We start from the raw sequence: 23,489 nt of genomic DNA, 5'->3' as shown, positions 1-23,489 counted from the left end.
GGGCGGGAGGTCTGGACCGTTCGGATGGGTATTTGAGAAACGGTGAAAGCCGGAGCATGAACCTGCTGTTTTCCAACGACCGGCTGGGGGAATATCCGCCCAGCCTCTATGCCGCCACCCGCGATCCGCTGCCGCCCTTTCCCGAGCAGCGGGGCGAGGAACGCGCCGATGTCGTGGTGGTCGGCGCCGGCTATACCGGCCTTTCCGCGGCGCTGCACCTGGCCGAGGCGGGGCGCGAGGTGGCGGTTCTGGAGGCGCATCGCGTCGGTTTCGGCGCCTCGGGGCGCAATGGCGGCCAGCTCGGCTCGGGCCAGCGGCTGGAGGTGGACGAGCTGGAAGCCATGGCCGGGCGCGAGGCCGCCCGCCGCCTGTGGGACATGGCCGAGGAGGCCAAGCGGCTGACCCGCGAGTTGGCCGCCCGCGCCGGCGTGCCGGTGATGGACGGCATCGCCCATGCCTTTCGCAAGCCGGCCGAGTTCGACCATGCCCGCGCCCTGATCGACAGGCTGGCCCGCGATTACGGCTATGGCCGGATCGAAGCGCTGGACCGCGACGCATTCCGCGCGCTGGTGCCGTCCGAGGCCTATGTCGCCGGCGAGCTGGATCGCGGCGCCGGGCATCTCAACCCGCTGAACCTGGCCATCGGCATGGCGCGGCTGGCCGATGCCGCCGGCGCCCGGATCCGCGAGCTGAGCCATGTCCACCACATCCGCCACGGCCAGAAGGCCGGCGAAAAAAGCATCGTCCAGACCGGCAAGGGCCGGGTGATCTGCGACCATGTCATCCTGGCGGCCAATGGCTATCTGGGCCATCTCGACAGCCATGTCGCCGCCCGCGTCATGCCGATCAACAATTTCATCGCCGCGACCGAGCCTTTGGGGGCGCGCGCCGCCGAGGTGCTGGCCCGGCCCATCGGCGTGCATGACACGAAATTCGTGGTGAACTACTGGCGGCTGGACCCCGAGGGACGGCTGATCTTCGGCGGCGGCGAGAATGTCAGCTATCGCTTTCCCGCCGATATCGCCGCCAAGGTCAGGAAGCCGCTGCTGGAGATCTATCCGGGCCTTGCCGATGTGGCGCTGACCCATGCCTGGGGCGGCACGCTGGCGATCACCATGAACCGGATGCCCTGTTTCGCCCGCCCGGCGCCCAATTGCCTGTCGGCCAGCGGCTATTCCGGGCACGGGCTGGCGCTGGCGACGCTGGCCGGCAAGCTGATGGCGCAGGCGGTGCAGGGCCAGGCCGAGGGGTTCGACACCATGGCCGCCCTGCCCTCGCCCGCCTTCCCCGGCGGCGCGGCGCTGCGCTGGCCGCTGCTGGTCGCCGGCATGGGCTGGTATTCGCTGCGCGACCGGCTGGGCTTCTAGCCTTCGGATTTCCCGGCCAGTTCGCGCTCGCGCCGGGCCTTGGCGCGGGCGATGCGCTCGGCCATCTGCCGTTCGCGGTGGCGGTGATAGGCGCGGATCAGCGGCACGGTCAGGTAATGCGCCGCCACCGAGACGGCGAGACCGGGCAGGATGCCCCCCACCGCATAGGGCAGGAAGATCTGCTCGTTGAACTGCAGCAGCTGGTCCCAATGCGCCGTGCGCTCGGCGCTCAGCGGCGCCAGCAGGTTGTTCCACAGCTCGCCGCCGGCACGGGCGAATTCGCCGAAGATGAGATGCGGGGTGAACTTGCCCTCGACCCCCAGCATCCAGCGGCCGAGCCCGACCGAGGTCAGCGCGATGAAGGGCGTGGTCAGCGGGTTGCCGACGAAGGTGCCCAAGAGCGCCGCCAGGATATTGCCGCGGATCAGCCAGGCCAGCGCCGCCGCGCCCATGAAATGGAAGCCGAAGAACGGCGTGAACGAGATGAAGATGCCGCAGGCCCAGCCGCGCGCCACGCGATGTGGCTGGTCCGGCAGGCGGCGCAGCCGATGCAGCACGTATTTCGACGCCCGCTTCCAGCCCGAGCGCGGGTAGAACATCTCGGTCCACATCTGAGCATAGCTCAGCGGCTTGCGGCGCTTGAACATGTGCGGCCCGCCTCAGGCGACATGGGCCGAGGGGTCGCGGATGCGCGACACCTGCGCCACGTCGCTCTCGGCCTCGAGCGCGGTCAGCAGCGTGTGCAGATGCTCGCGGTCGCGCAGTTCGATCTCGACGCGCAGCCGATAGAAATCCGGTTTGCGGTCGATGAATTCCAGGTCCGAGATATTGGCGCCCTGCGCGCCGATCAGCGTGCAGATCCGGCCCAGCACGCCGGCATCGTGGCGGATGGTCAACGACAGCATGGTCGAATAGGCGGCCGGGTGCTGGCCCTCGCGCCAGTGCAGATCGACCCAGCGTTCCGGGCTGTCCTCGAACTCGGCCAGCACCGGGCAGTCGATGGCATGGATCACCACGCCCTTGCCGCGATAGGTGATGCCGACGATGCGCTCGCCCGGCAGCGGGTTGCAGCAAGGGGCGCGGGTAAATTCCTGGTCGGCCTCCAGCCCGGCGACGGCGCGCTTGGCGTCGATCTCGCTGCGCTTCTCGGCCAGTTCGGGATAAAGCGTGGTCAGCACGTCATGGGCCGAAATCTCGGCGCTGCCGATGCGCGCCAGCAGCTCGTCGGTGTCGGGCAGCGCCATGGTCTTGGCCGCCGTGCGCAGCGCCTTGTCGCTGACCTTGCGCCCGACATGCTCGAAGGCCACCCGAACCAGTTCCGAGCCGAGGCGGATGAAGCGTGTCCGGTCCTCCTGCCGCAGGCTGCGGCGGATGGCGGCCTTGGCGCGGCCGGTGACCACGATGTCGAGCCAGGTCGCCTGCGGCCGCTGGCCGGAGGCGGCGATGATCTCGACCGACTGGCCGTTCTTCAGCCGCGTCCACAGCGGCACGCGGATGCCGTCCACCTTGGCGCCGACGCAGGACGAGCCCAGCCGGGTATGGATCGCATAGGCGAAATCCAGCGGCGTGGCGCCTTTCGGCAACGGGATCACGTCGCCCTTGGGCGAGAAGCAGAACACCTGGTCGGAATACATCTCGAGCTTCACATGCTCGAGAAATTCGTCGTGATCTTCCTCGCCGAAACGCTCGGTCAGGCTGGCGATCCATTCGCCCGGATCGACCGCGAAGGGGTTTTCGGTGCGCACGCCGTCGCGATAGGCCCAATGCGCGGCGACGCCGGCCTCGGCCACCTCGTGCATCTGCCGGGTGCGGATCTGCACCTCGACCCGCTTGCCGTCGCGGCCCGAGACCGTGGTGTGGATCGAGCGATAGCCGTTGGCCTTGGGCTGGCTGATGTAATCCTTGAACCGGCCCGGCACGGCGCGCCAGCGATGGTGGATGACGCCCAGCGTGCGATAGCAGTCGGCCTCGGTCCGGGTGATGATGCGGAAGCCGTAGATGTCCGACAGGCGCGAGAAGGAAAGCTGTTTTTCCTGCATCTTGCGCCAGATGCTGAACGGGCGCTTGGCGCGGCCATAGACATCGGCCTCGATCGCCTCGCGCTCCAGCTCGGCGCGGATATCGGCGGTGATCTTGGGGATCACGTCGCCGGATTCGCGTTGCAGCGACACGAAACGGCGGATGATCGAATTGCGCGCCTCGGGGTTGATCACCTTGAAGGCCAGGTCTTCCAGTTCCTCGCGCATCCATTGCATGCCCATCCGGCCGGCCAGCGGCGCGAAGATGTCCATGGTCTCGCGCGCTTTCTGCAGCTGCTTTTCCGGCCGCATCGACTTGATGGTGCGCATATTGTGCAGGCGGTCGGCCAGCTTGACCAGGATCACGCGAAGATCGCGGGACATCGCCATGAAAAGCTTGCGGAAATTCTCGGCCTGCTTGGAGTGGGCGCCGGACAGCTGCAGGTTGGTCAGCTTGGTCACGCCATCGACCAGATCGGCGATCTCGCGCCCGAACATCTGCGACACCTCGGACCAGGTCGAGCGGGTGTCCTCGATGGTGTCGTGCAGCAGCGCGGTGATGATCGTCGCGTCGTCCAGCCGCATCTCGGTCAGGATGGCAGCGACGGCGACGGGATGGGTGAAATAAGGCTCGCCCGAGTGGCGGAACTGCCCCTCATGCATGCGACGCCCGTATTCATAGGCGTCGCGGATCAACTCGGCATTGGTGCGCGGGTTGTAATTGCGGATAAGCGCGATCAGGTCTTCGACGTCGATCATGTTCAGCCGAAGACCTTATGCTCAGTTCCTGCCTTGCGCTTCCAGCATCATGCGCAGCATGCGCTCTTCCGATTCCTCGTCGGCGGGCTTGGGGCGGTCGATCTCGGCGCCCAGCAGCAGCGCCATCGCGTCCTCCTCGGGCTCGTCGACCTCGATCTGGGTCTGGCTCGACTCGATCATGCGCTCGCGCAGCTCGTCCACCGGCTGGGTCTCGTCGGCGATCTCGCGCAGCGAGACGACGGGATTCTTGTCGTTGTCGCGATCCACGGTCAGCGGGCTGCCCGCAGCGATTTCACGCGCGCGATGGGCCGCCAGCATCACCAGGTCAAAACGGTTCGGAACCTTGTCGACGCAATCTTCGACTGTAACGCGGGCCATCGGTCACCTTATCAGCTGGAATCGGGGTGCAGGGGCGAAGCCGGATATTTGGTGCCTCGATCCGGAAATGTCAAGCGCTTGCGGGCCTCATGCCCTGCAGCGCCCCGGCCGGCAGCGCCGCCAGCATCTGCGCCACGCTGCGGCCAAGGCGCGGATGCACCCAGCCCGGCGCGATCTCGGCCAGGGGGGCCAGAACGAAACCGCGGTCCTGCATGCGCGGATGCGGCAGCACCAGTTGCTCGGGGGCGTGCAGCGGCTGTTCCTCGGGCGGCAGACCGCGCCAGCGGTCCTGGACCGAGGCGTCGGGCAGCACCAGGCCGTCATAGGCCAGCAGGTCCAGGTCCAGGCCGCGTGCCTGCCAGCGGGCGCCCTCGCGGCTGCGGCCCAGCCCGGCCTCGATCGCGTGCAGCTCGGCCAGCAGCGTATCGGGCGGCATGGTGCACAGAAATGCGGCAGCGGCGTTCACATAATCGGGACCGGAACCGGCCGGATAGGCCGGCGTGGTCCAGAATCGGCTGACCGCCACCGGCACAACCTGCGGTAATTGCAAGATCTTTTCGAGGGCAAAACGCAGGTTTTCCGCCGGAATACCTGCCGAACTAGGTAGGTTTGCACCCAGTGCAACCAACGCTAAGTTCGCCTTCTGGATTGGGTTACGAGACATCTCGGGGGAATCGTGTTTTACAAGGACGACCGGCTGGCGTTGTTCATCGACGGGTCGAATCTCTACGCTGCGGCAAAGTCGCTGGGTTTCGATATCGACTACAAGCTGCTGCGGCAGGAATTTGAGCGGCGCGGCAAGCTGATCCGCGCTTATTATTATACAGCGTTGCTGGAAAACGAGGATTATTCACCGATCCGCCCGCTGGTCGACTGGCTGCATTACAATGGCTATTCGATGGTGACGAAGCCCGCCCGCGAGTATACCGACGCGCTGGGGCGCCGCAAGGTCAAGGGCAACATGGATGTCGAGCTGGTGATCAACGCCATGGAACTGGCGCCGCGGCTGGACCATGCGGTGCTGTTCTCGGGCGACGGCGATTTCCGGCCGCTGGTCGAGGCGCTGCAGCGCCAGGGCGTGCGGGTCTCGGTGGTTTCGACCATGCGCAGCCAGCCGCCGATGATCGCCGACGAGCTGCGCCGACAGGCCGACAATTTCATCGAGCTCGACGCCCTGCGCGACATCATCGGCCGCCCGCCGCGCGAAGCCGCCACCCCCCAGGACAGCTGACCCTGCCCCCTTGGCGGGCCAGCGCCCCTCGCTCGAGCGCGCCGATTCCGCAGCCCGTCCGCCTTGCAGCAAGGCCGGCCCGCAAGGGCTTGGCCGTGGCGGCGCCGGGGGGCGGCATCGTGCCTTGGCTATGCAAGCCCGCGAACCCGGTTCCATGAAACCCGCCGCCCCGCCAAGACGTTGAGCAGGGCGCCGCGGCAGCCTTCGGGCATCGCCTTCGGCGCGGATCACGCCCAGTCGAGGTGCCGATGGCTCTTGCCCCCGTCTTCGCGTCCGATTTCCGCCCCGGCTCCGACAGGGCGGTCGCCATCGCTTGCGATGCGGCCTATCTGCCCTATGCCGCCACGCCGGCGCTGGCACTGGCGGCCAGGCCGGGGCGGGATTACGATGTGCTGATCGGCAGTCCCGATCCCCTGGACCTGCCCGCCAGCCTGTCCCGCGCCGGCATCGGCCAGGTCGCGGCGCGCGACGAGGCGCTGGCCGAGGCGCTGCCACTGGACGCGCGGCGCTCGCTCGCCTCCTATATGGGGGTCTTCCTGGGCCATGCGCTGGCCGGGCATTATCGCCGCATCCTGGTGCTGGACGCGGACATCCTTTACGAGCGCGGCGATCCGGCGCGGCTGATGCGGGCGGATATGCTGGGCCGGGCGGTGGCGGCAGTGCGCGACAACCGGCAATGGCGCAGCCCGCAGCGCCGCGTGGCCGAATTCCGCAAACTGGGCGAGCCGGCGCATCCTTATTTCAACGCGGGCGTGGTGATGATCGACACCGAAGCCTTTGCGGCGCAGGATCTGCCTGCCCGTCTTGCCGGCTTCGCCCGCCAGCACCTGCGGGGTTTGGGACGGGATCAGGCGCTGTTGAACGGCACGCTGAAAGGCGACTGGGCCGAGATCAGCCCGCTGTGGAACTGGCAGTTCACCTGGGCCTCGTCGCATCTGACCAGCATGGCCGATCCCTGCCTGATCCATTTCATCGGCCCCGCGAAGCCCTGGCGCGACGAGGCGGCCGGGGTGGTACCGATGCGGATGCGCGCCGCCTTCGCCGAGGTGTTGGCCCGGCATTTCCCCGACGCGCCACGCCCCGCCGGGGCACGGGCGCGGCATTGGCCGCGCGCCGGGGCGCTGCGGGCGGCGCTGCTGCGGCAATGGCGCGCGGCCGGGCCGATGCTGCGCTATCTGAACCGCTTCCCCGACGAATACACCCTGCTCGATCCGCGCGCCTAGCGCTCGGTCAGCTTCAGCTCGATGCGGCGGTTCTGGGCGCGGGCCTCGGGCGTGTCGCCCGGCGCCACCGGCCGCGTATCGGCAAAGCCGGCAGGCGCAAGGCGGGTCGCGGGGAAGCCCAGCTCGTCCACCATGTAGCGCACCACCGCCAGCGCCCGGGCCTGGCTCAGCTCCCAGTTGTCGCGATAGCGTCCCTGCCCGGACAGCGGCTGGCTGTCGGTATGGCCGTCCACCCGGATCATCCAGTCGATCTCGGCCGGGATCTCGGCCGAGATCTGCTTCAGCCGGTCGGCCACGCGGGCGATCTGCTCGCGTCCGCCGGGCGACAGGGTCGCCTCGCCCGGCGCGAACAGCACCTCGGACGAGAACACGAAGCGGTCGCCCACCACCCGCACCCCTTCGCGCCCCGCCAGGATCTGCGACAGCCGGCCGAAGAACTCGGACCGATAGCGCGCCAGGTCCTTGGCCTCGGCCTCGGCCTTGGCGCGCGCCTCCTCCTCCAGCGCCCGGCGCTTGCGCTCCTCCTCGGCGGCGCGCAACAGGGCGAGGTTGAGCTGCCGGCCCAGATCCTCGGTGCGCAGGTCGGCCTCGCGGCGTTCTTCGCCCGCCGCGTCCAAGACGGCGCGCAGGCTGCCCAGCTGGTCGTTGAGCTGCGCCACCCGCTGGTTGAGCAGCGCGACGCGGCGCTGGTCCTCGGTCGAAAGCGCCTCCTGCTCGGACAGCTTCTGCTGCGCCAGCGCCAGCAGGCCGGCCTGCTTCTCGGTCTCGCTGGCCTGGGTCTCGGCCTTCTCGCCCAGGTCCTTCTTGGCCGCCTCGGCGGCGGCGAGCAGGGTCAGCGTCTCCTCGGCCTGCTTGCGCGCCGCCTCCAGCTCCAGCGTCGCGGCATCCAGTTCGGCATCGGATTTCGCCAGCCGCTCGCGCAGCGCCTGGGCGGCGGCGGCATCGGTCAGCCGCGCGGCCTCGGTCTCGTCCAGTTGCTGCTGCGTCTCGGTATTGCGGCGGCGCAGGTCGCCGATCAGCGCCTCCAGCGCCTCGCGGCGGGCGGCGGCAAGCCGGGCGGCCTCGGTCTGGGCGTCGATCTCGGCGCGGGCGCCGGCCACCGCCTGCTCGGAGCGGCGCAGCCGCTCGCGTTCGGCGGTCAGGTCGCGGTCCAGCGTGGCGGCGCGGGCCTGCGTGCTGGACAGCGCATCCGAAAGCTGCGCCACCTGCCGGCCCAACTGGTCCAGTTCGCTGTCCTGGGTGGTGATCTGGTCGCGCAGCACCGATTGCACCAGCAGGAAGATGGTCAGCACGAACATCATGACCATCAGAAGCGCGGTCATCGCATCGACGAAGCCCGGCCAGATCGTGGCCGAGAAACGGTTGCCGCCGCCCCGGCTAAGCCCCATCGCCACGCTCCAGGTTGCGGATGGCGCGGGTCAGCGCCGCCATGTCCTCGCGCAGTTCCGAGATCAGGCCGTCGCGGCCGCTGGCCGCTTCCTCGACCAGCCGGCCCAGTTGCACGTCGATCGAGCGCAGCCGCATCCGCGCCTCGGGATCGTCGCCCGAGGCGGGGCGTTGCACGCCCAGCTCGATGATGCGGTCCTGGCCCTCGGCCAGCCGCTCCAGCGCCCGCACCAGCCGGGCATTGTCCGGTGCCGGGATCGGCGTCGGGGTCTCGGCCAGTGCCGCCAGACGAGCCTGCCCTTCGGCCAGCCGCTGCAGCGCTTCGGCCAAGGCACCGTCCGGCGCTGGCTGCGGTATCTCGGCCAGTGCGACCAGACGAGCCTGCCCTTGGCCGATCCGCTCCAGCGCCTGCGCCAGCGCCGGGTCGTGGCGCGGTTCGGCAAGATCGCCAAGCCGCCGCTCCAGCCCGGCCAGCGCCTGCGCCACCGCCTCGCGCTCGGCCGTCAGGGTCGCGCCCAGCCGGTCGCGATCCGCGCCGAACAGCCCGGCCATCTTCTCGACCCCTTCGACCAGCGAGAGCGTCCGCTGGTCGGCGGCCGAGGCTTCCTCGTCGCGCAATTCGTCGCGCTGGCGGTAGAAATCCTGCAATCCGGCCAGCTGCGTCTCGACCCGCTCGACGAAACCGGCCAGCGCCGCCTCGCCCAGCCCCTGCCCCTCGGCGCCGCCCAGACCGATGCGGGTAAAGCCCGACAGCCATTCCTCGAGCTCGCGGTAGAAGCGGTTCTGGCCATGGGTCACGAACAGCTCCAGCAGCCCCACCACCAACGAGCCGGCCAGACCCAGAAGCGAGCTGGAAAAGGCCGTGGCCATGCCGCCGAGCTGCGATTCCAGCCCGGTCATCAGCTTGTTGAACACCTCGATCCCGGTCTCGCCGTCCTTCGGGGCCAAGGCGCGGATGGTGTCGACCACCGCTGGAACCGTGGTGGCGAGACCGTAGAACGTGCCCAGAAGCCCCAGGAAGATCAGCAGGTTGGCAAGATAGCGGGTGATGTCGCGCGCCTCGTCGATCCGCGTCGCCACCGATTCCAGGATCGAGCGCGACGATTCGGTCGAGATCACGCCGCCCGCCGGCCCACGCTGGCCCAGCAGCGCCGCCAGCGGCGCCAGCAGCCGCGGCGCCTCGTCCGGTCCGACCGGTTCCGGCGCGCTGACGCCGCGCTCGGCGGCATTGCCGCGGCGGGCGGCGAATCGTTCGATCCAGCTGACCGACTTGACCAGTTCGGCCACCTGCCAGAAGCAGCCCAGCACGCCCATGACGAAGACGGCAAGGATCAGCCCGTTCAGCGCCCTGTTCGAAGAAAAGATCGACAGGATCCGGCCATAGGCGAACCAGGCCCCGGCCACCACCAGCGCCAGCACGATCAGCATCAGCACGATCTGCCGGACGGGTTGCGAGAATTGCGGCTGGGAGGGGCCGGTCACCCCCGGCCCGGCACCGCGCGACGCCGCCAGCCGGGCGGCGCGGGATCGGCGGCCTTCGGGCGCGGCGGGCGGCGGCGGCGAGGGCGGCTCAGCATCAGATCGGGACAAGTCACACTTCCTTCCCTGCTTCCGGCCCCGACTGTAGTGGCCCGATCCGGCCCTGCCAAGCGCTGCTAAGGGCCGAGCCCCGATCCGCTGCCGGGACGCAGCAACCCGCGCACCCTGTCGGCCAGTTCGGCCAGCGCCAGATCCTCGATCCCCATCTGCGCCAGATGCATGGCGGTGTTGAACAGGTATTCCGCATTCGGTCCGCGCCCGCCCTGGGCTCGGGCGATGATCTCGGCCTGCTCGCGGGAATCCAGCAAGCCGGCATATTGGTCATGGTCGCGGCGGATCACATAGGCGATCGCCTTGACCTTGCGGCCATCCTGCAGCGCCAAGGGCAGGAAAAGCTCGGCATAGGCATTGGTCGTCAGTTCGCGCGCGCGCAGGCCGGCCAGCGTTTCGGGCCAGTCCGGCTCGGCCACGCGCAGCGCCAGGCCGATGCAATGCGCCCCCGGCTCGGCATCCAGACCCAGCACCAGGCCGGGCGTCTCGGCGGTGCCGCGATAGACCACCGAGCGCAGGCAGAAGCTGCGCGCATAGCCTTCGACCCGCGCCGTCACCATCTCCGCGACGGGAAAGCCCGGATCCCACATGAGCGAGCCATAGGCAAAGACCCAATGCTCCGGCCGTTCACCCATTCTTTACCCCGGTGCCCTACATACTTTCGGTCAGGAAAAACTTAGGACAGCCTGACCGGCGTTCCAAGACGCCACGACCAGCCGCGAGGATCCGATGCGCCGACTGCTTGCCCCCCTTGTCGTTCTTGCCCTGTTTCTGGGCGGGCTCTGGCTGGGCGGCGAAAGCCTGATGGCCCAGCAACTGCGCCAGATCGCGGCCGAACAGCCCATGCTCGGCCTGGGCGCGGTGCGGGAACTGCGCGACCCAAGGCGGATCGGCGTGCAGGCCGCCGCGCTGGAGCTGCGGACGGATGCCGGCACGCTGGCCCTGCCGCAGGCCGAGCTGTGGTTGAACCCGCTGCGCCCGACCGAGCTGCGGCTGGCCCTGCCGGCCCGCGCCACGCTGGATTCCGGCCCTGGCCCGCTGCAGCTGGGCATGACCGATGCTTCGGCGCGGCTGCGGCTGCAACCGCTGAACGGGCTGGGCATGGCGTCGGCCGGACTCGCGGCCGGGCCGCTGACGGTCGAAGGCCGGGATCTGGCCCAAGGGCTGCGCGCCGACGCCCGGCTGACAGCGCTTGAGGCGGATGCGCCGCCGGCGGCCGCTGCGGCCTATGACCTGGACCTGACCGTGGATCAGCTCGAGCCCGGCCTGTTCGCGGCCCTGCCCCTGCCCGGCCGGCTGAGCCTGACCGCCAGCGGCAGGGTCTGGCTGGACGCCCTGCCCCGCCCATCGACCCTGACCCCCGATCTGGCACCGCTGCCGGTGGGGCTGCGCCTCGACGATGCCGAGCTGCGGCTGGGGGCGCTGCACACGCGCATCCTCGGCCGCGTCCAGGCCGATGCCCAGGGCCGGGCCCAGGGCCGGGTCGCGCTTTATACCAGGGATGCGGGGCCGCTTCTGCAGGCCGCGGCCACGGCCGGGCTGATCCCGCCGAAGCTGGTGACACTGGCCGGGACCATGCTGAAAACCATCTCGGCGCAGCCGCTGCCCGAGGCTGCCGGCTTCCGCTTCCCGCCCCCGGCGGCGGGCGAACTGCGCCTGCCGCTGACCTTCGCCGACGGCAAGACGAGCCTGGGCCCGCTGACGCTGGGCCCGGCGCCGGTCTTTCCGCGCCGCTAGGGCTTCGGTGCCTCGCCGGCGGCCAGGCTGCGGCCGAAATCCGGCGCCGCGGTGTCCTGCCCGGCCTCAATGATGCCGCGGCGGATCGCCCGGGTGCGGGTGAAGTAATCGTGCAGATGCGGGCCGTCGCCCATGCGGATGGCGCGCTGCAGCATGAAAAGCTCTTCGGTGAAGCGGCCCAGGATGTCCAGAACCGCCTCCTTGTTCTGCAGGAACACGTCGCGCCACATGGTCGGGTCCGAGGCGGCGATCCGGGTGAAGTCCCGGAAGCCGGCGGCGGAATACTTGATGACCTCGCTTTCGGTGACGCGCTTGAGATGATCGGCCACCCCCACCATCGTATAGGCGATCAGATGCGGCGTGTGGCTGGTCACCGCCAGCACCAGGTCGTGATGCGCGGCATCCATCGCCTCGACATTGGCGCCCATCGCCCGCACCAGCGCCGAAAGCCGTTCCACCGCCGCCGGGTCGCTGCCCTCGACCGGGGTCAGCAGCCACCAGCGGTTGCGAAACAGCGCCGCAAAGCCCGAGCGCGGGCCGGAATGCTCGGTCCCGGCCAGCGGATGGCCGGGAATGAAATGCACGCCTTCGGGGATATGCGGCGCCACCGCCTCGATCACCGCCTGCTTGACAGAGCCGACGTCGGTCACCGTCGCGCCCGGCTTCAGATGCGGCGCGATCTCGGCCGCGACCGCGCCCATGGCGCCGACCGGCACCGCCAGCACAACCAGGTCGGCACCCTCCACCGCCTCGGCGGCACTCTCGGTCACGCGATCGACCAGCCCGATCTCGCGCGCGGTCTCGCGGGTTTCGGGGCTGCGGGCATGGCCCACCACCTCGCGCGCCAGCCCGGCCTCGCGCATCGCCAGCGACATCGAGCCGGCGATCAGCCCCAGCCCGATCAGCGCCACCCGGTCATAGATCGCGGCCATCAGCGGCTCTCCGCGCGCTCGGCCATGAACTGGCCGATGACATGCGCCACGCGCCGGCAGGATGCCTCGTCGCCCACGGTGATGCGCAGGCATTGCGGCAGACCGTAGCCAGCGACGCGCCGCACGATCAGCCCCTGGGCCTTCAGATACTCGTCGCAGGCCCCCGCCGTCCCGGCATCGGCAAAGCGCGCCAGGATGAAATTCGCGCAAGAGGTGTCCGAGGGCACGCCCTTTTCGGCCAGCGCCTCGGCCAGCCAGGCGCGCATGCGGGCATTCTCGGCCTGGCAGCGGCCGATGTGCTCGCGGTCGCGCATGGCGGCCTCGGCGCCTTCCAGCGCGACATGGGACAGGTTGAAGGGGCCGCGGATGCGGTTCAGCACATCGACGATCTCGCGCGGACCATAGCCCCAGCCGACGCGCAAGCCCCCCAGACCGTAGATCTTGGAAAAGGTCCGGGTCATGAACACGTTCGGCAGCCGGGTCGCCAGCTCGGCGCCGCCGTCGTAATCCTCGACATATTCGGCATAGGCGGCATCGACCACCAGGATCGCCTGCGGCACGGCGCGGGCCAGCCGCTCCAGTTCCGGCAGGCCGATCATCGTGCCGGTCGGGTTGTTCGGGTTGGCGACGAAGATCAGCCGCGTGCGCTCGCTCGCGCCGGCGATCAGCGCCTCGACATCGGTCACCCGGTCGCGTTCGGCCACCTGCACCGGGGTCGCCCCCGCCGCATGGGCCGAGATGCGATACATCAGGAAACCGTGCTCGGTGAACAGCACCTCGGTTCCCGGCCCGGCATAGGCCTGGCAGAGGAAATGGATGATCTCGTCCGACCCGACGCCGCAGATGATGCGGTCGGGGTCCAGCCCATGCACCTCGCCGATGGCGGCGCGCAGCCCGGCATGGTCGGTATTGGGATAGCGATGCAGGGCATGGGCGGCGCGGATCACCGCCTCGCGCGCCTTGTCCGAAGGCCCGAAGGGGTTCTCGTTCGAGGAAAGCTTCACGACATTCTCGACCCCGGCCACCTTCGAGGCCCCGCCTTCGTAAAGCGAGATCTCCAGGATGCCGGGTTGCGGAGCGATGGTCGTCTGGTTCTGCGACATGGCGGCCCTCTTGCAAGCCCGGCCGTCTTAGCGCCCGCCGCAGGGCTTGGAAAGCCTTACCGCCGCGCCGGCGCTTTCACCGTTTCCCAAATACCCATGCGACGGCACCCCAAGGCGCCACCCCGGGTCTTCTTCCTTCCCGAAGACCCGGGCAACCGCGATCCGGCACAGGCGGCGCCGTCACTCGGCCGCCAGCGCCTTCTCCAGCTCGGGCAGGAAGCGGTTCTGGTAATCCTCGCGCACCAGCGGGCCGGCATGGCGATAAAGGATGCGGCCCGCGCCGTCGATGATGAAGGTCTCGGGCGGCGCGGTCACCCCCCAGTCGATCGCCACCCGGCCGCGCGGGTCGCTGGCCAGCGCGTGATAGGGGTCGCCATGTTCGGACAGAAAACCCAGCGCGGCGGATTCGGGATCCTTCAGGTCGACGCCATAGACCGGCAGCCGGGCCGAAAGCTCGGTCAGCGTCGGATGCTCGGCCCGGCAGGGCGGGCACCAGCTGGCCCAGAAGTTCACCAGCTTCACCCCCGGCTGGCGCAGCATGGCGTCGGTCAGCTGCGGCTTGCCGGGCAGCGTGCTCGCGCCGACCGGGGGCGCCTCGCGCCCAACCATGGCCGACGGCAGCGCATCGGGATCGTCGCGCAGCAGCGCCCAGCCGGCCAGCCCGGCGAAACCGGCGAAGATCGCCACCGGCAGCAGCATCATCGGCGAGATTCTAGCCACGGCGTTCATACTCCTGCAATTCGCGACGGGCGCGGGCATTGGCCAGCACGGTCTGCACGATGATGCCGACCAGCAGCACCAGGCTCGCACCATAGGCGGCCAGGACGGTGGTGGCGTATTTGCCAAGCTCGGTCATGCGCGGTTCTCCCTTGCCAGCAGCGCGGCCAGACGGCGGCGGCGGATCTCGGTGCGGGTGCGGATCAGCAGCAGCGCCAGGAACAGCAGGAAAAAGCCCAGCATGGTCAGGTAAAGCGGATAGCGATAGACCGCCGACATCCGCTCGCCCGGCGCCAGCGACAGCGAGGCGCCCTGGTGCAGGCCCTGGTTCCAGAAATTCACGGCATAGCGCGACAGGAGCGCGAAGACCGAGCCCACGAGGCACAGCACCCCGGTCAGGTCGGCGGCGCTGTCGGGATCCTCGACCGCCGCCCACAGCGCCATGTAGCCCAGATAGAACAGGAACAGGATCAGGAACGAGGTCAGCCGCGGATCCCATTCCCACCACGTCCCCCACATCGGCTGGCCCCAGATCGCTCCGGTGATCAGCGCGATCAGCGTCATCACCGCGCCCACCGGCGCCGCGGCCTTGGCGGCCAGGGCGCTGACATGGTGGCGCCGCACCAGCCAGATCAGCGAGGTGACCAGCATCATCAGCCAGATGTTGATCGCCATCAGCGCGGCGGGCACATGCAGGAAGATGATCTTGACCGTCGCGCCCTGCTTGTAGTCCTGGGGCGTCAGGAATCCCCAGACCAGCCCGGCGACGGTGCAGAGCGCCGCGCCCGCCACAACCCATGGCAGGATCGCGCCCGATACGCGCATGAACTTGACAGGGTTGGCATATTCCCAGATCGACATGATTGCTCCGTAAACCGGGCGCGCCGCCCGCTCAAGTGGCCAGAGGTCGTATTCACCGCAGATTGACGCGCAGCGCGGCGGCCGCGGCAAAGGGCGCCAGCGCCAGGGTGGCAAGCGTGATCGCGGCCAGGAAGACCAGCGGCGCGCCCGGATCGGCGCCCGCGGCGCCGCGCCGCACCGCCTCGGCGCCGAAGATCAGCGTCGGCACGTAAAGCGGCAGCACCAAGAGCGACAGCAGCAGCCCGCCGCGCCGCAGCCCCACCGTCACCGCCGCGCCGAAGGCGCCCAGCATCGACAGCGCCGGCGTGCCGAGGATCAGCGAGGCCACCAGCCAGGGATAGGCCGGCCCCGGCAGGTGCAGAAGCAGGCCGAAGACCGGCGCCGACAGCGCCAGCGGCAGGCCGGTGACCAGCCAATGCGCAAGCGCCTTGATCGCCACCGTCCCTTCCAGCGGCAGCGGCGCGGTCGCCAGCAGATCCAGGCTGCCATCCTCGAAATCCAGCGCGAAGATGCGGTCGAGCGACAGCAGGCAGGACAGCAGCGCCCCGACCCACAGGATGCCGGGCGCGATGCGCGACAGCGTGCCCCCTTCCGGGCCGACGCCGAAGGGGACCAGCGTGCAGACGATCAGGAAGAAGGCCAGCGCCAGCCCGAAGCCGCCTCCGGCGCGCGTGGCCAGCCGCAGGTCGCGGATCAGCAGCGCCTTCATCCGCCCGTTCCTGTCATCCGCCCCCTCCTGTCATCCGAATGCCTCATTGAAGCCGGCGGGGCGCGATTCGCGGCGGGTCTGCGTGGCGCGATAGGGGGCAAGGTCGATGATCTCGGCCTCGGGCATGCCCAGGTCGATATGGGTGGCGATCACCGCCGCGCCGCCCCGGCCCAGATGGGCGCGCAGCATGGCGGCGAACAGCGCCACCGAATCGCGGTCCAGCGACACCGTCGGCTCGTCGAGCAGCCAGACCGGCCGTCCCGTCACCATCAGCCGCGCCAGCCCCAGCCGCCGCTTCTGTCCGGCCGACAGCGCATGGGCCGGCCGCGAGGCCAGTTCGCGCAGGTTCATCGCCTCCAACGCGGCGGCGATGTCATGGCCGCCGAAGATCTCGGCCCAGAAACGCAGGTTCTCGGTCACGCTCAGCGCCGGCTTCAGCCCGTCGGAATGGCCGGCATAGGCGATGGCCTCCGGCGCCGTCTCGATCCTGCCGGCGACCGCCGGCTGCAGCCCGGCCAGCGTGCGCAGCAGTGTGGTCTTGCCGATGCCGTTCGGCCCGCGCAGCACCAGCGCCCGGCCGGGATCGAGTCCGAAGGAGACCCCTTCGACGGCGCGCAGCCCGCCCCGCGCCACGGCAAGGTCGCGGACCGCGAGCAGGCTCATAACGGGATCAGCGCACAGGCCACGCGCCGGCCCTCGGACAGTGTGACATTGTAGCTGCGCGCGGCCGAGGCCGAACTCATCGGCTCGGCCATCACGCCGGCGGCATCCAGCGCCGCGGTCAGGTCGCGCGGCGGAAAGGCGATCTCGGCGCCCATGCCCAGGAACAGCACGTCCACCTCGCCGGCCAGCGCCAGCAGCGGCTCGCGGTCGCCCAGCCCGCCCCAGGCGCGCACGCCCGCGGCGGTGACGATCACCGCGCCGTGATGCACCACGCCACCGACCCGGAAGAAGCCGGGGCCGTAGCCGTCCACCGGCACGGCCCCGGAGAATTCCGTGGGGGTCATCACCGCCATCAGGGCGCGTCCCGGAAGGCGGCGGGAATATCCTCGCCCGGCGTCTTCTCCTTGGGGCCGGGCTTGCTCCAGTCGCGCTTGACGCCCAGCCACAGCACGATGTTCTTGGCGACGTAGATGGTCGAATAGCAGCCGACGAACACGCCCCACAGCATGGCGAAGACGAAGCCGCGGATCACGTCGCCGCCGAAGATCATCATCGCGCCAAGCGCCAGCGCCGTGGTGACGGCGGTCATGATGGTGCGCGACAGCGTCTCGTTCACCGTCAGGTTCATCACGTCGATCAGCGGCATGGTCTTGAACTTGATCAGGTTCTCGCGCAGCCGGTCGAAGACGACCACGGTGTCGTTCACCGAATAGCCCAGCGTGGTCAGCAGCGCCGCGATGGTGGTCAGGTCGAACTTCAGCTGGAAGAGCGAGAAGATCCCCACCGTCAGCAGCACGTCATGCACGATCGAGACCACCGCCCCCAGCGCGAACTGCCATTCGAAGCGCAGCCAGATATAGAACATGATGCAGATGGTCGCGGCACCCACCGCGTAGAAGGCGGTCTTGATCAGCTCTCCCGAGACCTTGGGGCCGACCGATTCCACCGCGGCGAAGACCACCTTCGGATCGACGGTCTGCAGCGCCGCCTCGACCTCGTTCAGTTGCTCGGGCGTGACCGAGCCGGTCTCGTCCGTGGTGCCGATGCGGATCATCGCCACATGTTTGCTGGCGCCGAAGCTCGGATCGAAAACCTCGGTGATCGAGACGTCGCCCAGGTCCAGCCCGTTCAGCGCCTGCCGGTAGTCGCCGACCTCGAAGGCGGTCGGACTTTCGGTGCGGATGGTGGTGCCGCCCTTGAAGTCGATGCCGAAGTTCAGCCCCATGACCAGCACCAGCACGACCGAGACGACCATCGCCAGGGCCGAGATGCCGAAGGTCAGCCATTGCCAGCGGAAGAAGTTGTAGCTGGTGTTGTCGGGAACGAGTTTCAGACGAAATGCCATGGTCCTGCTCCCTTACAAGATCAGCTCTTTGGGTTTGCGCCATTCCAGCCAGAGCACGATCAACAGGCGGGTCAGGTAGATCGCCGTGAAGACCGAGGTGACCAGGCCGATGGTCAGCGTGACCGCAAAGCCCTTCACCGGCCCGGAGCCGAGGAAGAACATCACCATCGCCGCGATGAAGCTGGTGACGTTGGCGTCGATGATCGCGCTCATCGCCTCGCTGAAGCCGTCGTCGATGGCCTTGGCCATGCGCTTGCCGGCGCGCAGCTCCTCGCGGATGCGCTCGTAGATGATGACGTTGGCGTCGACCGCGGTGCCGACGGTCAGCACGATGCCGGCGATGCCGGGCAGCGTCAGCGTCGCCCCCATCATCGACATGACCGACAGGATCAGGATGACGTTCACGATCACCGCGACCGAGGCGAAGACACCGAACAACCCATAGCTCGCGACCATATAGGCCACCACCGCCACCGTGGCGATGATCGAGGACAGCCGGCCGGCGTCGATCGAATCCTGGCCCAGTTCCGGGCCGATGGTGCGTTCCTCCAGGAAGGTCATCTGCGCCGGCAGCGCGCCCGCGCGCAGCAGCACTGCCAGCTGCGTCGAGCCTTCGACATCCATGGCGCCCGAGATCTGCCCCGAGCCGGTGGTGATCGCCTGCCGGATCACCGGCGCCGAGATCACCTGGTTGTCCAGCACGATGGCGAAAGGCTGGCCGATATTGGCCGAGGTATAGGCCCCGAACCGCTTGGCGCCCGAGGGGCCGAACCGGAAATCCACCGCCGGCGCGCCGTTCTGGTCGAAGCTCGGCCGGGCGTCGGTCAGATCCTCGCCGGTGACAACCGGATTCTCCTCGATGACGTAATAGACGCCGGGCTCGTCCATCGAGGGCAGCAGGACATTGCCGGTGCCGGGACGCGCATTGGCATCGGTGGTGCGGTTCACCACCGGGTTGAAGGTCAGTTTCGCCGTGGTGCCGATCAGCTGCTTCAGTTCCTCGGCCGAGCCGATGCCGGGCACCTGGATCAGGATGCGGTCCTTGCCCTGGCGCTGGATCGTCGGCTCGCGCGTGCCGACCTCGTCGATGCGGCGGCGGATGATCTCCAGAGACTGCTGCACGGTGCGGTCGTCGGTCGCGGCCTTCTCCGCATCCGAAAGCTGCACGGTCAGCCGGCTGCCCGAGGCCGAGATCGCCAGATCGCTCTGCCCGGCGCCGGTCAGCGAGGTGACGGGCGTGGCCAGGCCGCGGGCGATCTCGACCGCCTTGGCCATCTGCTCGGGATTGCCGATCTCGACCGTCAGCTGGCCGTCGGGGGCCTGGACCCGGCGGACGGCGCCGACCAGGTCGCGCTGCGCTGCCAGCGCGTCGCGCAGCTCGGGCCACAGCGAATCCATCCGGGCCTTGTAGACGTCCTGGACATGCACCTCGCCCAGCAGATGGGCGCCGCCGCGCAGGTCGAGGCCCAAATTGACCAGGCCCGAAGGCAGCCAGTCCGGCCAGCCGGCGCGGGCCTGGGTCTCTTCCTCGGTTGCGAAACCGTTGCGCTCGGCGGCGGTGACGGCGTCGTTATGCTGCTCGACCCGGTTGTAGAACAGGTTCGGCATCGCATAGAGCAGACCCAGGCCGATGAGGGCGAGGATCAGCAGACGCTTCCAGAAGGGGATGTCCAGCATGGTCGGGATGGCGGCCTTCAGTTGTTGGCGGCGGCGGGCTGGGTGCGATTCACCAAGCCGGTGATGGTCGAGCGGATCACGCGGACCTTGACGCCCGGCGCGATCTCGACCTCAAGCTCATTGTCGCGGATCGAGGTGATCTTGCCCACCAGGCCGCCCTGGGTGACGACCTCGTCGCCCTTCTTCAGCGCCTCGATCAGGGCGCGATGTTCCTTCATGCGCTTCTGCTGCGGCCGGATCATCAGGAAATACATGATCACGAAGATCAGGACCAACGGCAGGAACGAGGCGATGCTGGCGGCCCCCGAAGGCGCTCCGGCGGCCTGGGCATGGGCGGCGGTCACGAACATGGATTGATCCCTTTGCAAGCGTTCTCCGGGCCATCCCCCGGCGGAATTGGCGCGCACCCTATCCGCGGGACCGCGGGATGGCAAGAAAGCCGGAACGACAAGACGGCCCCGACGGACGACCCGGCAAACCGGCCCGGCGGCGTGGACATGCGGGCCGGGCTGTGGCAGGTCGGACGGGATCCTTTCCGAAAGGCGGCATCATGGCACAGGACACGGCGACACAGGACACGGCCAGCCGGGATACGGCACGGGCGCCCCATCCGGCGCTGACCCGCGAGGAGAGCGACCGCACCGGAATCCGCCGCCTGCTGGCGATCATGGCGGCGCTGCGCGACCCGCAGACCGGCTGTCCCTGGGACATCGAGCAGGACTTCGCCTCGATCGCGCCCTATACCATCGAGGAGGCGCATGAGGTCGCAGACGCCATCGCCCGCCAGGCCTGGGACGAGCTGCCGGGCGAGCTGGGCGACCTGCTGCTGCAGGTGATCTTCCATGCCCAGATGGCCGACGAGGCCGGGATGTTCGACTTCGCCGAGGTGGTGGCGAAGATCTCGGACAAGATGATCGACCGGCATCCGCATATCTTCGGCGACGAATCCCGCGACAAATCGGCCGAGCAGCAGGTCCGCGACTGGGAGGCGATCAAGGCCCGAGAGCGCGCCGCCAAGGCCGAAAAGGGCGTGCTGGACGGCGTGGCGCTTGGCCTGCCGGCGCTGACCCGCGCGGTCAAGCTGCAGAACCGCGCCGCCCGCGTCGGCTTCGACTGGCCCGGCCCGGCCGATGTGCTGGACAAGATCGTCGAGGAAAGCCGCGAGCTGGTCGAGGCCAGGGACAGCGCCGATCACGCCCATTTGACCGAGGAATTCGGCGATCTGATGTTCGTGATGGCGAATCTGGCCCGGCACCTGCAGATCGACCCCGAGGAGGCGCTGCGCGCCGCCAATGCCAAGTTCACCCGCCGCTTCCAGGCCATCGAGGCGGCGCTGGCCACCCAGGGCCGCCGCCCCGAGGACAGCGACCTGGCCGAGATGGATGCGCTTTGGGATCGCGCCAAGGCGGCCGAGCGCGAATAGACCGGTCGCGCGCGCCCCGCGCCCGCGGTCAGGCCGGGACCATGACCTCGGCCAGCGCGGCGTCATAGACCGCCAGCGCCTCGGCGCGGTCGCGGGCCCGCGAGGCGCCTTCGGAAAGCTGCCGCCGCCAGCCGCGCGCGCCCGGCCGGCCATGGAACAGTCCCAGCATGTGCCGCGTCACCTGATGCAGCCGCCCGCCCGCCGCCAGATGCGCCTCGACCAGTTCGCGCAGCGCCTGCGCCGCCTCGAGCGGATCGGCAAAGCGCGGCGCCTCGTTCCAGAGCCGGTCGGCCGCGCCCAGCATGTCCCAGGGCTGGTGATAGGCGGCGCGCCCGACCATCACCCCGTCCATCATCCGCAGATGCTCGCCCACCGCGTCGAGCGAGGCGATGCCGCCATTCACCGACAGATGCAGGTCGGGAAAGTCCCGCTTCATGCGATGCACCAGCGGATAGTCCAGCGGCGGGATCTCGCGGTTCTCGCGCGGCGACAGGCCCTGAAGCCAGGCCTTGCGGGCATGGATGGTGATGCGGTGCACGCCGGCCTCGCGCATCCGGCGCAGGAAATCCGGCAGCACCGCCTCGGGGTCCTGCTCGTCCACGCCGATGCGGCATTTCACCGTGACCTCGACCGGGCTGGCCGCGATCATCGCCGCGACACATTCCACGACCAGCTCGGGCCGGGTCATCAGCACGGCGCCGAAGCAGCCCGACTGCACCCGGTCGCTGGGGCAGCCGACATTCAGGTTGATCTCGTCATAGCCCCAATCGGCGCCGATCCGCGCCGCCTCGGCCAATTGCCCGGGATCCGAGCCGCCCAGTTGCAGCGCCAGCGGATGCTCGCCCGCGTCGTGGTCCAGCAGTTTTGCGCGGTCGCCGAAAACCAGCGCCGGGGCAGTCACCATTTCGGTATAAAGCAGGGTGCGGCGCGACAGCAGGCGGTGGACGCGGCGGCACAGGCTGTCGGTCCAGTCCATCATCGGGGCCACGGATAGCATTGCGCTATTGTTTTCATTAATAAAATTGCCAGTTCTGGCCATTTCTAGCACCCGTCGCGGTCTCTTATCCTGCCTTGTTTTTGCTGGTTTAATTCCGTTCCCGGTTTTGCTTTGCTTACGTTTAGCAAGAATCGCAGAGGCTTTAGCAAATCACATGGGAACGATCACCGAGCGCCGCCTCAAGGACGGCTCGATCGTCTATACCGCACAGGTCCGGATAATGCGAGATGGCAGGAAGGCCTCCGCCTCCTCCAGCTTCGAGAGGAGGTCGGCGGCGGAGGCATGGCTGCGCCGGAAGGAAGCTGAACTGAAGAAGCCGGGCGGATTCGAGAAGATGGAACGCCATCGCACCGGCGGCGCCACCCTGGCCGAGGCGATCGACACGTATGTGAGGACGTCGACAAAGAAGATCGGCAACACCAAGGCCCAGGTTCTGAGAACCATCAAGTCCTTCGACATAGCCTCCCTGCCCTGCGCCGCCGTGACATCGCAGAAGCTGGTCGAGTTCGCGCAGGAGCTTTTCGATGGCGGCCGGCAACCCCAGACGATCGGCAATTACCTGTCCCATTTATCCGCGATCTTCGCCATCGCGGAACCGGCCTGGAAGATCCCCCTGGACCCCGCCGAAATGCGTGCCGCGACGACCGTGTGCAAGAACCTCGGGCTGATAGGAAAATCCAAGAAGCGCGACCGGCGGCCCACCCGCGCGGAGATGAACAAGCTGATGGCGCATTTTGAGGACCGCTGGCGCAAAGGTCGCTCGCTTCCCATGCACAAGGTCTGCGCCTTCGCGATCTTCTCGACCCGCCGCCAGGAGGAGATCGTGAGCATCACCTGGGCGGATCTCGAAGCCGGCCGCGTCCTGGTGCGCGACATGAAACATCCCGGAGAGAAGGAAGGAAACGATATCTGGGTTGACCTGCCGCCCGAGGCCGAGCGGATCGTCAAGACCATGCCGGCCGAGAGCAGCCGCATCTTCCCCTACTCAACCGATGCGGTGAGCACCGCGTTCACCAGGGCATGCAAGCTGCTCGGCATCGAGGACCTGCATTTTCACGATCTGCGCCATGAAGGCGTGTCGCGGCTTTTCGAGATGGGCAAGACCATCCCCCAGGCTGCCAGTGTGTCGGGTCACAGGAGTTGGCCGAGCCTGCAACGCTACAGTCACCTGCGCGCGACGGGTGACAAATGGGCGGGCTGGGAATGGCTCGACAAGATCGACCCGCAGACGCCAAGCTGATGGGCGGCTACGGCGCAGATGCCTGCCGCAGCCCGAGCGCGTTCCTTGCATCGTGCAGCGCCTCGGTCATGCTGTCCGCCCAGCCCCTTTCCTTGGGATCGGTATAGATGTCCCAGGACCACTGGCCGCCCCA

The 23,489-nt window shown here is 68.7% G+C and carries 25 protein-coding genes; 6 read left to right on the top strand and 19 right to left on the bottom strand.

The window, feature by feature from the left end; translation table 11 throughout:
- The first annotated feature begins 56 nt into the window (after window positions 1-56).
- A complete protein-coding gene (locus tag ACFOMP_RS03180) occupies window positions 57-1,367 on the top strand; it encodes an NAD(P)/FAD-dependent oxidoreductase (RefSeq protein WP_379027853.1) in 1,311 nt (436 codons plus the stop codon).
- On the opposite strand, the gene ACFOMP_RS03175 is transcribed toward ACFOMP_RS03180, so the two are convergent.
- The 4 genes from ACFOMP_RS03175 to folK all read right to left on the bottom strand — a co-directional run bounded on the left by ACFOMP_RS03175 (window position 1,364) and on the right by folK (window position 5,186).
- Complete coding sequence (locus ACFOMP_RS03175) at window positions 1,364-2,014, bottom strand: DUF2062 domain-containing protein (RefSeq protein WP_289895427.1); 651 nt, start codon at window positions 2,012-2,014, stop codon at window positions 1,364-1,366. The two genes, ACFOMP_RS03180 and ACFOMP_RS03175, sit on opposite strands and share 4 nt — an antisense overlap.
- Window positions 2,015-2,026: 12 nt before the next feature.
- Window positions 2,027-4,144: a RelA/SpoT family protein gene (locus tag ACFOMP_RS03170; RefSeq protein WP_289895426.1), complete on the bottom strand. Its 2,118-nt coding sequence runs from the start codon at window positions 4,142-4,144 to the stop codon at window positions 2,027-2,029.
- A gap of 21 nt (window positions 4,145-4,165) precedes the next feature.
- Window positions 4,166-4,522, bottom strand: coding sequence for a DNA-directed RNA polymerase subunit omega (gene rpoZ / locus ACFOMP_RS03165; protein WP_289895425.1), 357 nt, complete (start codon window positions 4,520-4,522; stop codon window positions 4,166-4,168).
- A 70-nt stretch (window positions 4,523-4,592) separates the two neighbouring features.
- Window positions 4,593-5,186 carry a 2-amino-4-hydroxy-6-hydroxymethyldihydropteridine diphosphokinase gene (gene folK, locus ACFOMP_RS03160; protein WP_379027852.1) on the bottom strand — a complete coding sequence of 198 codons (594 nt, stop codon included), beginning with the start codon at window positions 5,184-5,186 and terminating at the stop codon, window positions 4,593-4,595.
- Between the two features lie 12 nt (window positions 5,187-5,198).
- Here folK and ACFOMP_RS03155 point away from each other — a divergent pair, with 12 nt between their 5' ends.
- Both ACFOMP_RS03155 and ACFOMP_RS03150 read left to right on the top strand, forming a co-directional pair.
- Window positions 5,199-5,753, top strand: a complete 555-nt coding sequence (locus tag ACFOMP_RS03155) for a LabA-like NYN domain-containing protein (protein WP_289895423.1) — start codon at window positions 5,199-5,201, stop codon at window positions 5,751-5,753.
- A gap of 248 nt (window positions 5,754-6,001) precedes the next feature.
- Window positions 6,002-6,976 (top strand): glycosyltransferase family 8 protein, encoded by a 975-nt coding sequence (locus tag ACFOMP_RS03150; protein ID WP_379027851.1) that lies wholly within the window; start codon window positions 6,002-6,004, stop codon window positions 6,974-6,976.
- On the opposite strand, the gene ACFOMP_RS03145 is transcribed toward ACFOMP_RS03150, so the two are convergent.
- The 3 genes from ACFOMP_RS03145 to ACFOMP_RS03135 form a co-directional block, all read right to left on the bottom strand.
- Window positions 6,973-8,364 carry a peptidoglycan -binding protein gene (locus ACFOMP_RS03145; protein WP_379027850.1) on the bottom strand — a complete coding sequence of 464 codons (1,392 nt, stop codon included), beginning with the start codon at window positions 8,362-8,364 and terminating at the stop codon, window positions 6,973-6,975. The genes ACFOMP_RS03150 and ACFOMP_RS03145 overlap by 4 nt on opposite strands.
- Entirely contained in the window at window positions 8,354-9,952 is a 1,599-nt protein-coding gene (locus ACFOMP_RS03140) for a hypothetical protein (protein WP_379027849.1), read from the bottom strand. Before ACFOMP_RS03140 ends, ACFOMP_RS03145 begins: the two co-directional genes overlap by 11 nt.
- Before the next feature lie 65 nt (window positions 9,953-10,017).
- Window positions 10,018-10,587, bottom strand: a complete 570-nt coding sequence (locus tag ACFOMP_RS03135; protein WP_289895419.1) for a gamma-glutamylcyclotransferase — start codon at window positions 10,585-10,587, stop codon at window positions 10,018-10,020.
- Between the two features lie 94 nt (window positions 10,588-10,681).
- On the opposite strand from ACFOMP_RS03135, the gene ACFOMP_RS03130 reads away from it, so the two are divergent.
- On the top strand, window positions 10,682-11,689 hold the full coding sequence (locus ACFOMP_RS03130; protein ID WP_379027848.1) for a DUF2125 domain-containing protein: 1,008 nt from the start codon (window positions 10,682-10,684) through the stop codon (window positions 11,687-11,689).
- Here ACFOMP_RS03130 and ACFOMP_RS03125 read toward each other — a convergent pair.
- From ACFOMP_RS03125 to yajC, 11 genes are all read right to left on the bottom strand, one after another.
- Complete coding sequence (locus ACFOMP_RS03125) at window positions 11,686-12,621, bottom strand: prephenate/arogenate dehydrogenase family protein (RefSeq protein WP_379027847.1); 936 nt, start codon at window positions 12,619-12,621, stop codon at window positions 11,686-11,688. The genes ACFOMP_RS03130 and ACFOMP_RS03125 overlap by 4 nt on opposite strands.
- Complete coding sequence (gene hisC, locus ACFOMP_RS03120; protein ID WP_289895416.1) at window positions 12,621-13,724, bottom strand: histidinol-phosphate transaminase; 1,104 nt, start codon at window positions 13,722-13,724, stop codon at window positions 12,621-12,623. The genes ACFOMP_RS03125 and hisC overlap by 1 nt, the downstream gene beginning before the upstream one ends.
- Window positions 13,725-13,904: 180 nt before the next feature.
- On the bottom strand, window positions 13,905-14,423 hold the full coding sequence (locus ACFOMP_RS03115) for a DsbE family thiol:disulfide interchange protein (RefSeq protein WP_289895956.1): 519 nt from the start codon (window positions 14,421-14,423) through the stop codon (window positions 13,905-13,907).
- A 13-nt stretch (window positions 14,424-14,436) separates the two neighbouring features.
- The gene (gene ccmD, locus ACFOMP_RS03110) at window positions 14,437-14,580 is read right to left on the bottom strand and encodes a heme exporter protein CcmD (RefSeq protein WP_019353105.1); all 144 of its coding nucleotides are present in this window, start codon (window positions 14,578-14,580) and stop codon (window positions 14,437-14,439) included.
- Complete coding sequence (locus tag ACFOMP_RS03105; protein WP_019353106.1) at window positions 14,577-15,302, bottom strand: heme ABC transporter permease; 726 nt, start codon at window positions 15,300-15,302, stop codon at window positions 14,577-14,579. Before ACFOMP_RS03105 ends, ccmD begins: the two co-directional genes overlap by 4 nt.
- A 52-nt stretch (window positions 15,303-15,354) precedes the next feature.
- Window positions 15,355-16,011, bottom strand: a complete 657-nt coding sequence (gene ccmB, locus ACFOMP_RS03100) for a heme exporter protein CcmB (RefSeq protein ID WP_289895415.1) — start codon at window positions 16,009-16,011, stop codon at window positions 15,355-15,357.
- 30 nt (window positions 16,012-16,041) lie between these two features.
- Window positions 16,042-16,674 carry a heme ABC exporter ATP-binding protein CcmA gene (gene ccmA, locus ACFOMP_RS03095; protein WP_379027846.1) on the bottom strand — a complete coding sequence of 211 codons (633 nt, stop codon included), beginning with the start codon at window positions 16,672-16,674 and terminating at the stop codon, window positions 16,042-16,044.
- The gene (locus ACFOMP_RS03090; protein WP_289895413.1) at window positions 16,671-17,027 is read right to left on the bottom strand and encodes an Mth938-like domain-containing protein; all 357 of its coding nucleotides are present in this window, start codon (window positions 17,025-17,027) and stop codon (window positions 16,671-16,673) included. Before ACFOMP_RS03090 ends, ccmA begins: the two co-directional genes overlap by 4 nt.
- Entirely contained in the window at window positions 17,027-18,019 is a 993-nt protein-coding gene (gene secF, locus ACFOMP_RS03085; RefSeq protein WP_379027845.1) for a protein translocase subunit SecF, read from the bottom strand. Before secF ends, ACFOMP_RS03090 begins: the two co-directional genes overlap by 1 nt.
- A gap of 12 nt (window positions 18,020-18,031) precedes the next feature.
- A complete protein-coding gene (gene secD / locus ACFOMP_RS03080) occupies window positions 18,032-19,696 on the bottom strand; it encodes a protein translocase subunit SecD (protein WP_289895411.1) in 1,665 nt (554 codons plus the stop codon).
- 17 nt (window positions 19,697-19,713) lie between these two features.
- Window positions 19,714-20,046, bottom strand: a complete 333-nt coding sequence (gene yajC / locus ACFOMP_RS03075) for a preprotein translocase subunit YajC (protein ID WP_019352115.1) — start codon at window positions 20,044-20,046, stop codon at window positions 19,714-19,716.
- Between the two features lie 200 nt (window positions 20,047-20,246).
- Between yajC and mazG the strand changes: the two genes are divergently transcribed.
- Entirely contained in the window at window positions 20,247-21,119 is an 873-nt protein-coding gene (mazG, locus tag ACFOMP_RS03070) for a nucleoside triphosphate pyrophosphohydrolase (RefSeq protein ID WP_379027844.1), read from the top strand.
- A 28-nt stretch (window positions 21,120-21,147) separates the two neighbouring features.
- Here the strand turns inward: mazG and dusA are convergent, their stop codons facing one another.
- Complete coding sequence (gene dusA, locus ACFOMP_RS03065) at window positions 21,148-22,116, bottom strand: tRNA dihydrouridine(20/20a) synthase DusA (protein ID WP_379027843.1); 969 nt, start codon at window positions 22,114-22,116, stop codon at window positions 21,148-21,150.
- A gap of 154 nt (window positions 22,117-22,270) precedes the next feature.
- Here dusA and ACFOMP_RS03060 point away from each other — a divergent pair, with 154 nt between their 5' ends.
- Window positions 22,271-23,356: a tyrosine-type recombinase/integrase gene (locus ACFOMP_RS03060; RefSeq protein WP_379027842.1), complete on the top strand. Its 1,086-nt coding sequence runs from the start codon at window positions 22,271-22,273 to the stop codon at window positions 23,354-23,356.
- Window positions 23,357-23,489 lie beyond the last annotated feature (133 nt).

Source organism: Paracoccus simplex (assembly GCF_042648325.1).
In the GTDB taxonomy this organism is placed as follows: domain Bacteria; phylum Pseudomonadota; class Alphaproteobacteria; order Rhodobacterales; family Rhodobacteraceae; genus Paracoccus; species Paracoccus simplex.
This window is presented reverse-complemented; position numbering and strand designations above follow the sequence as displayed.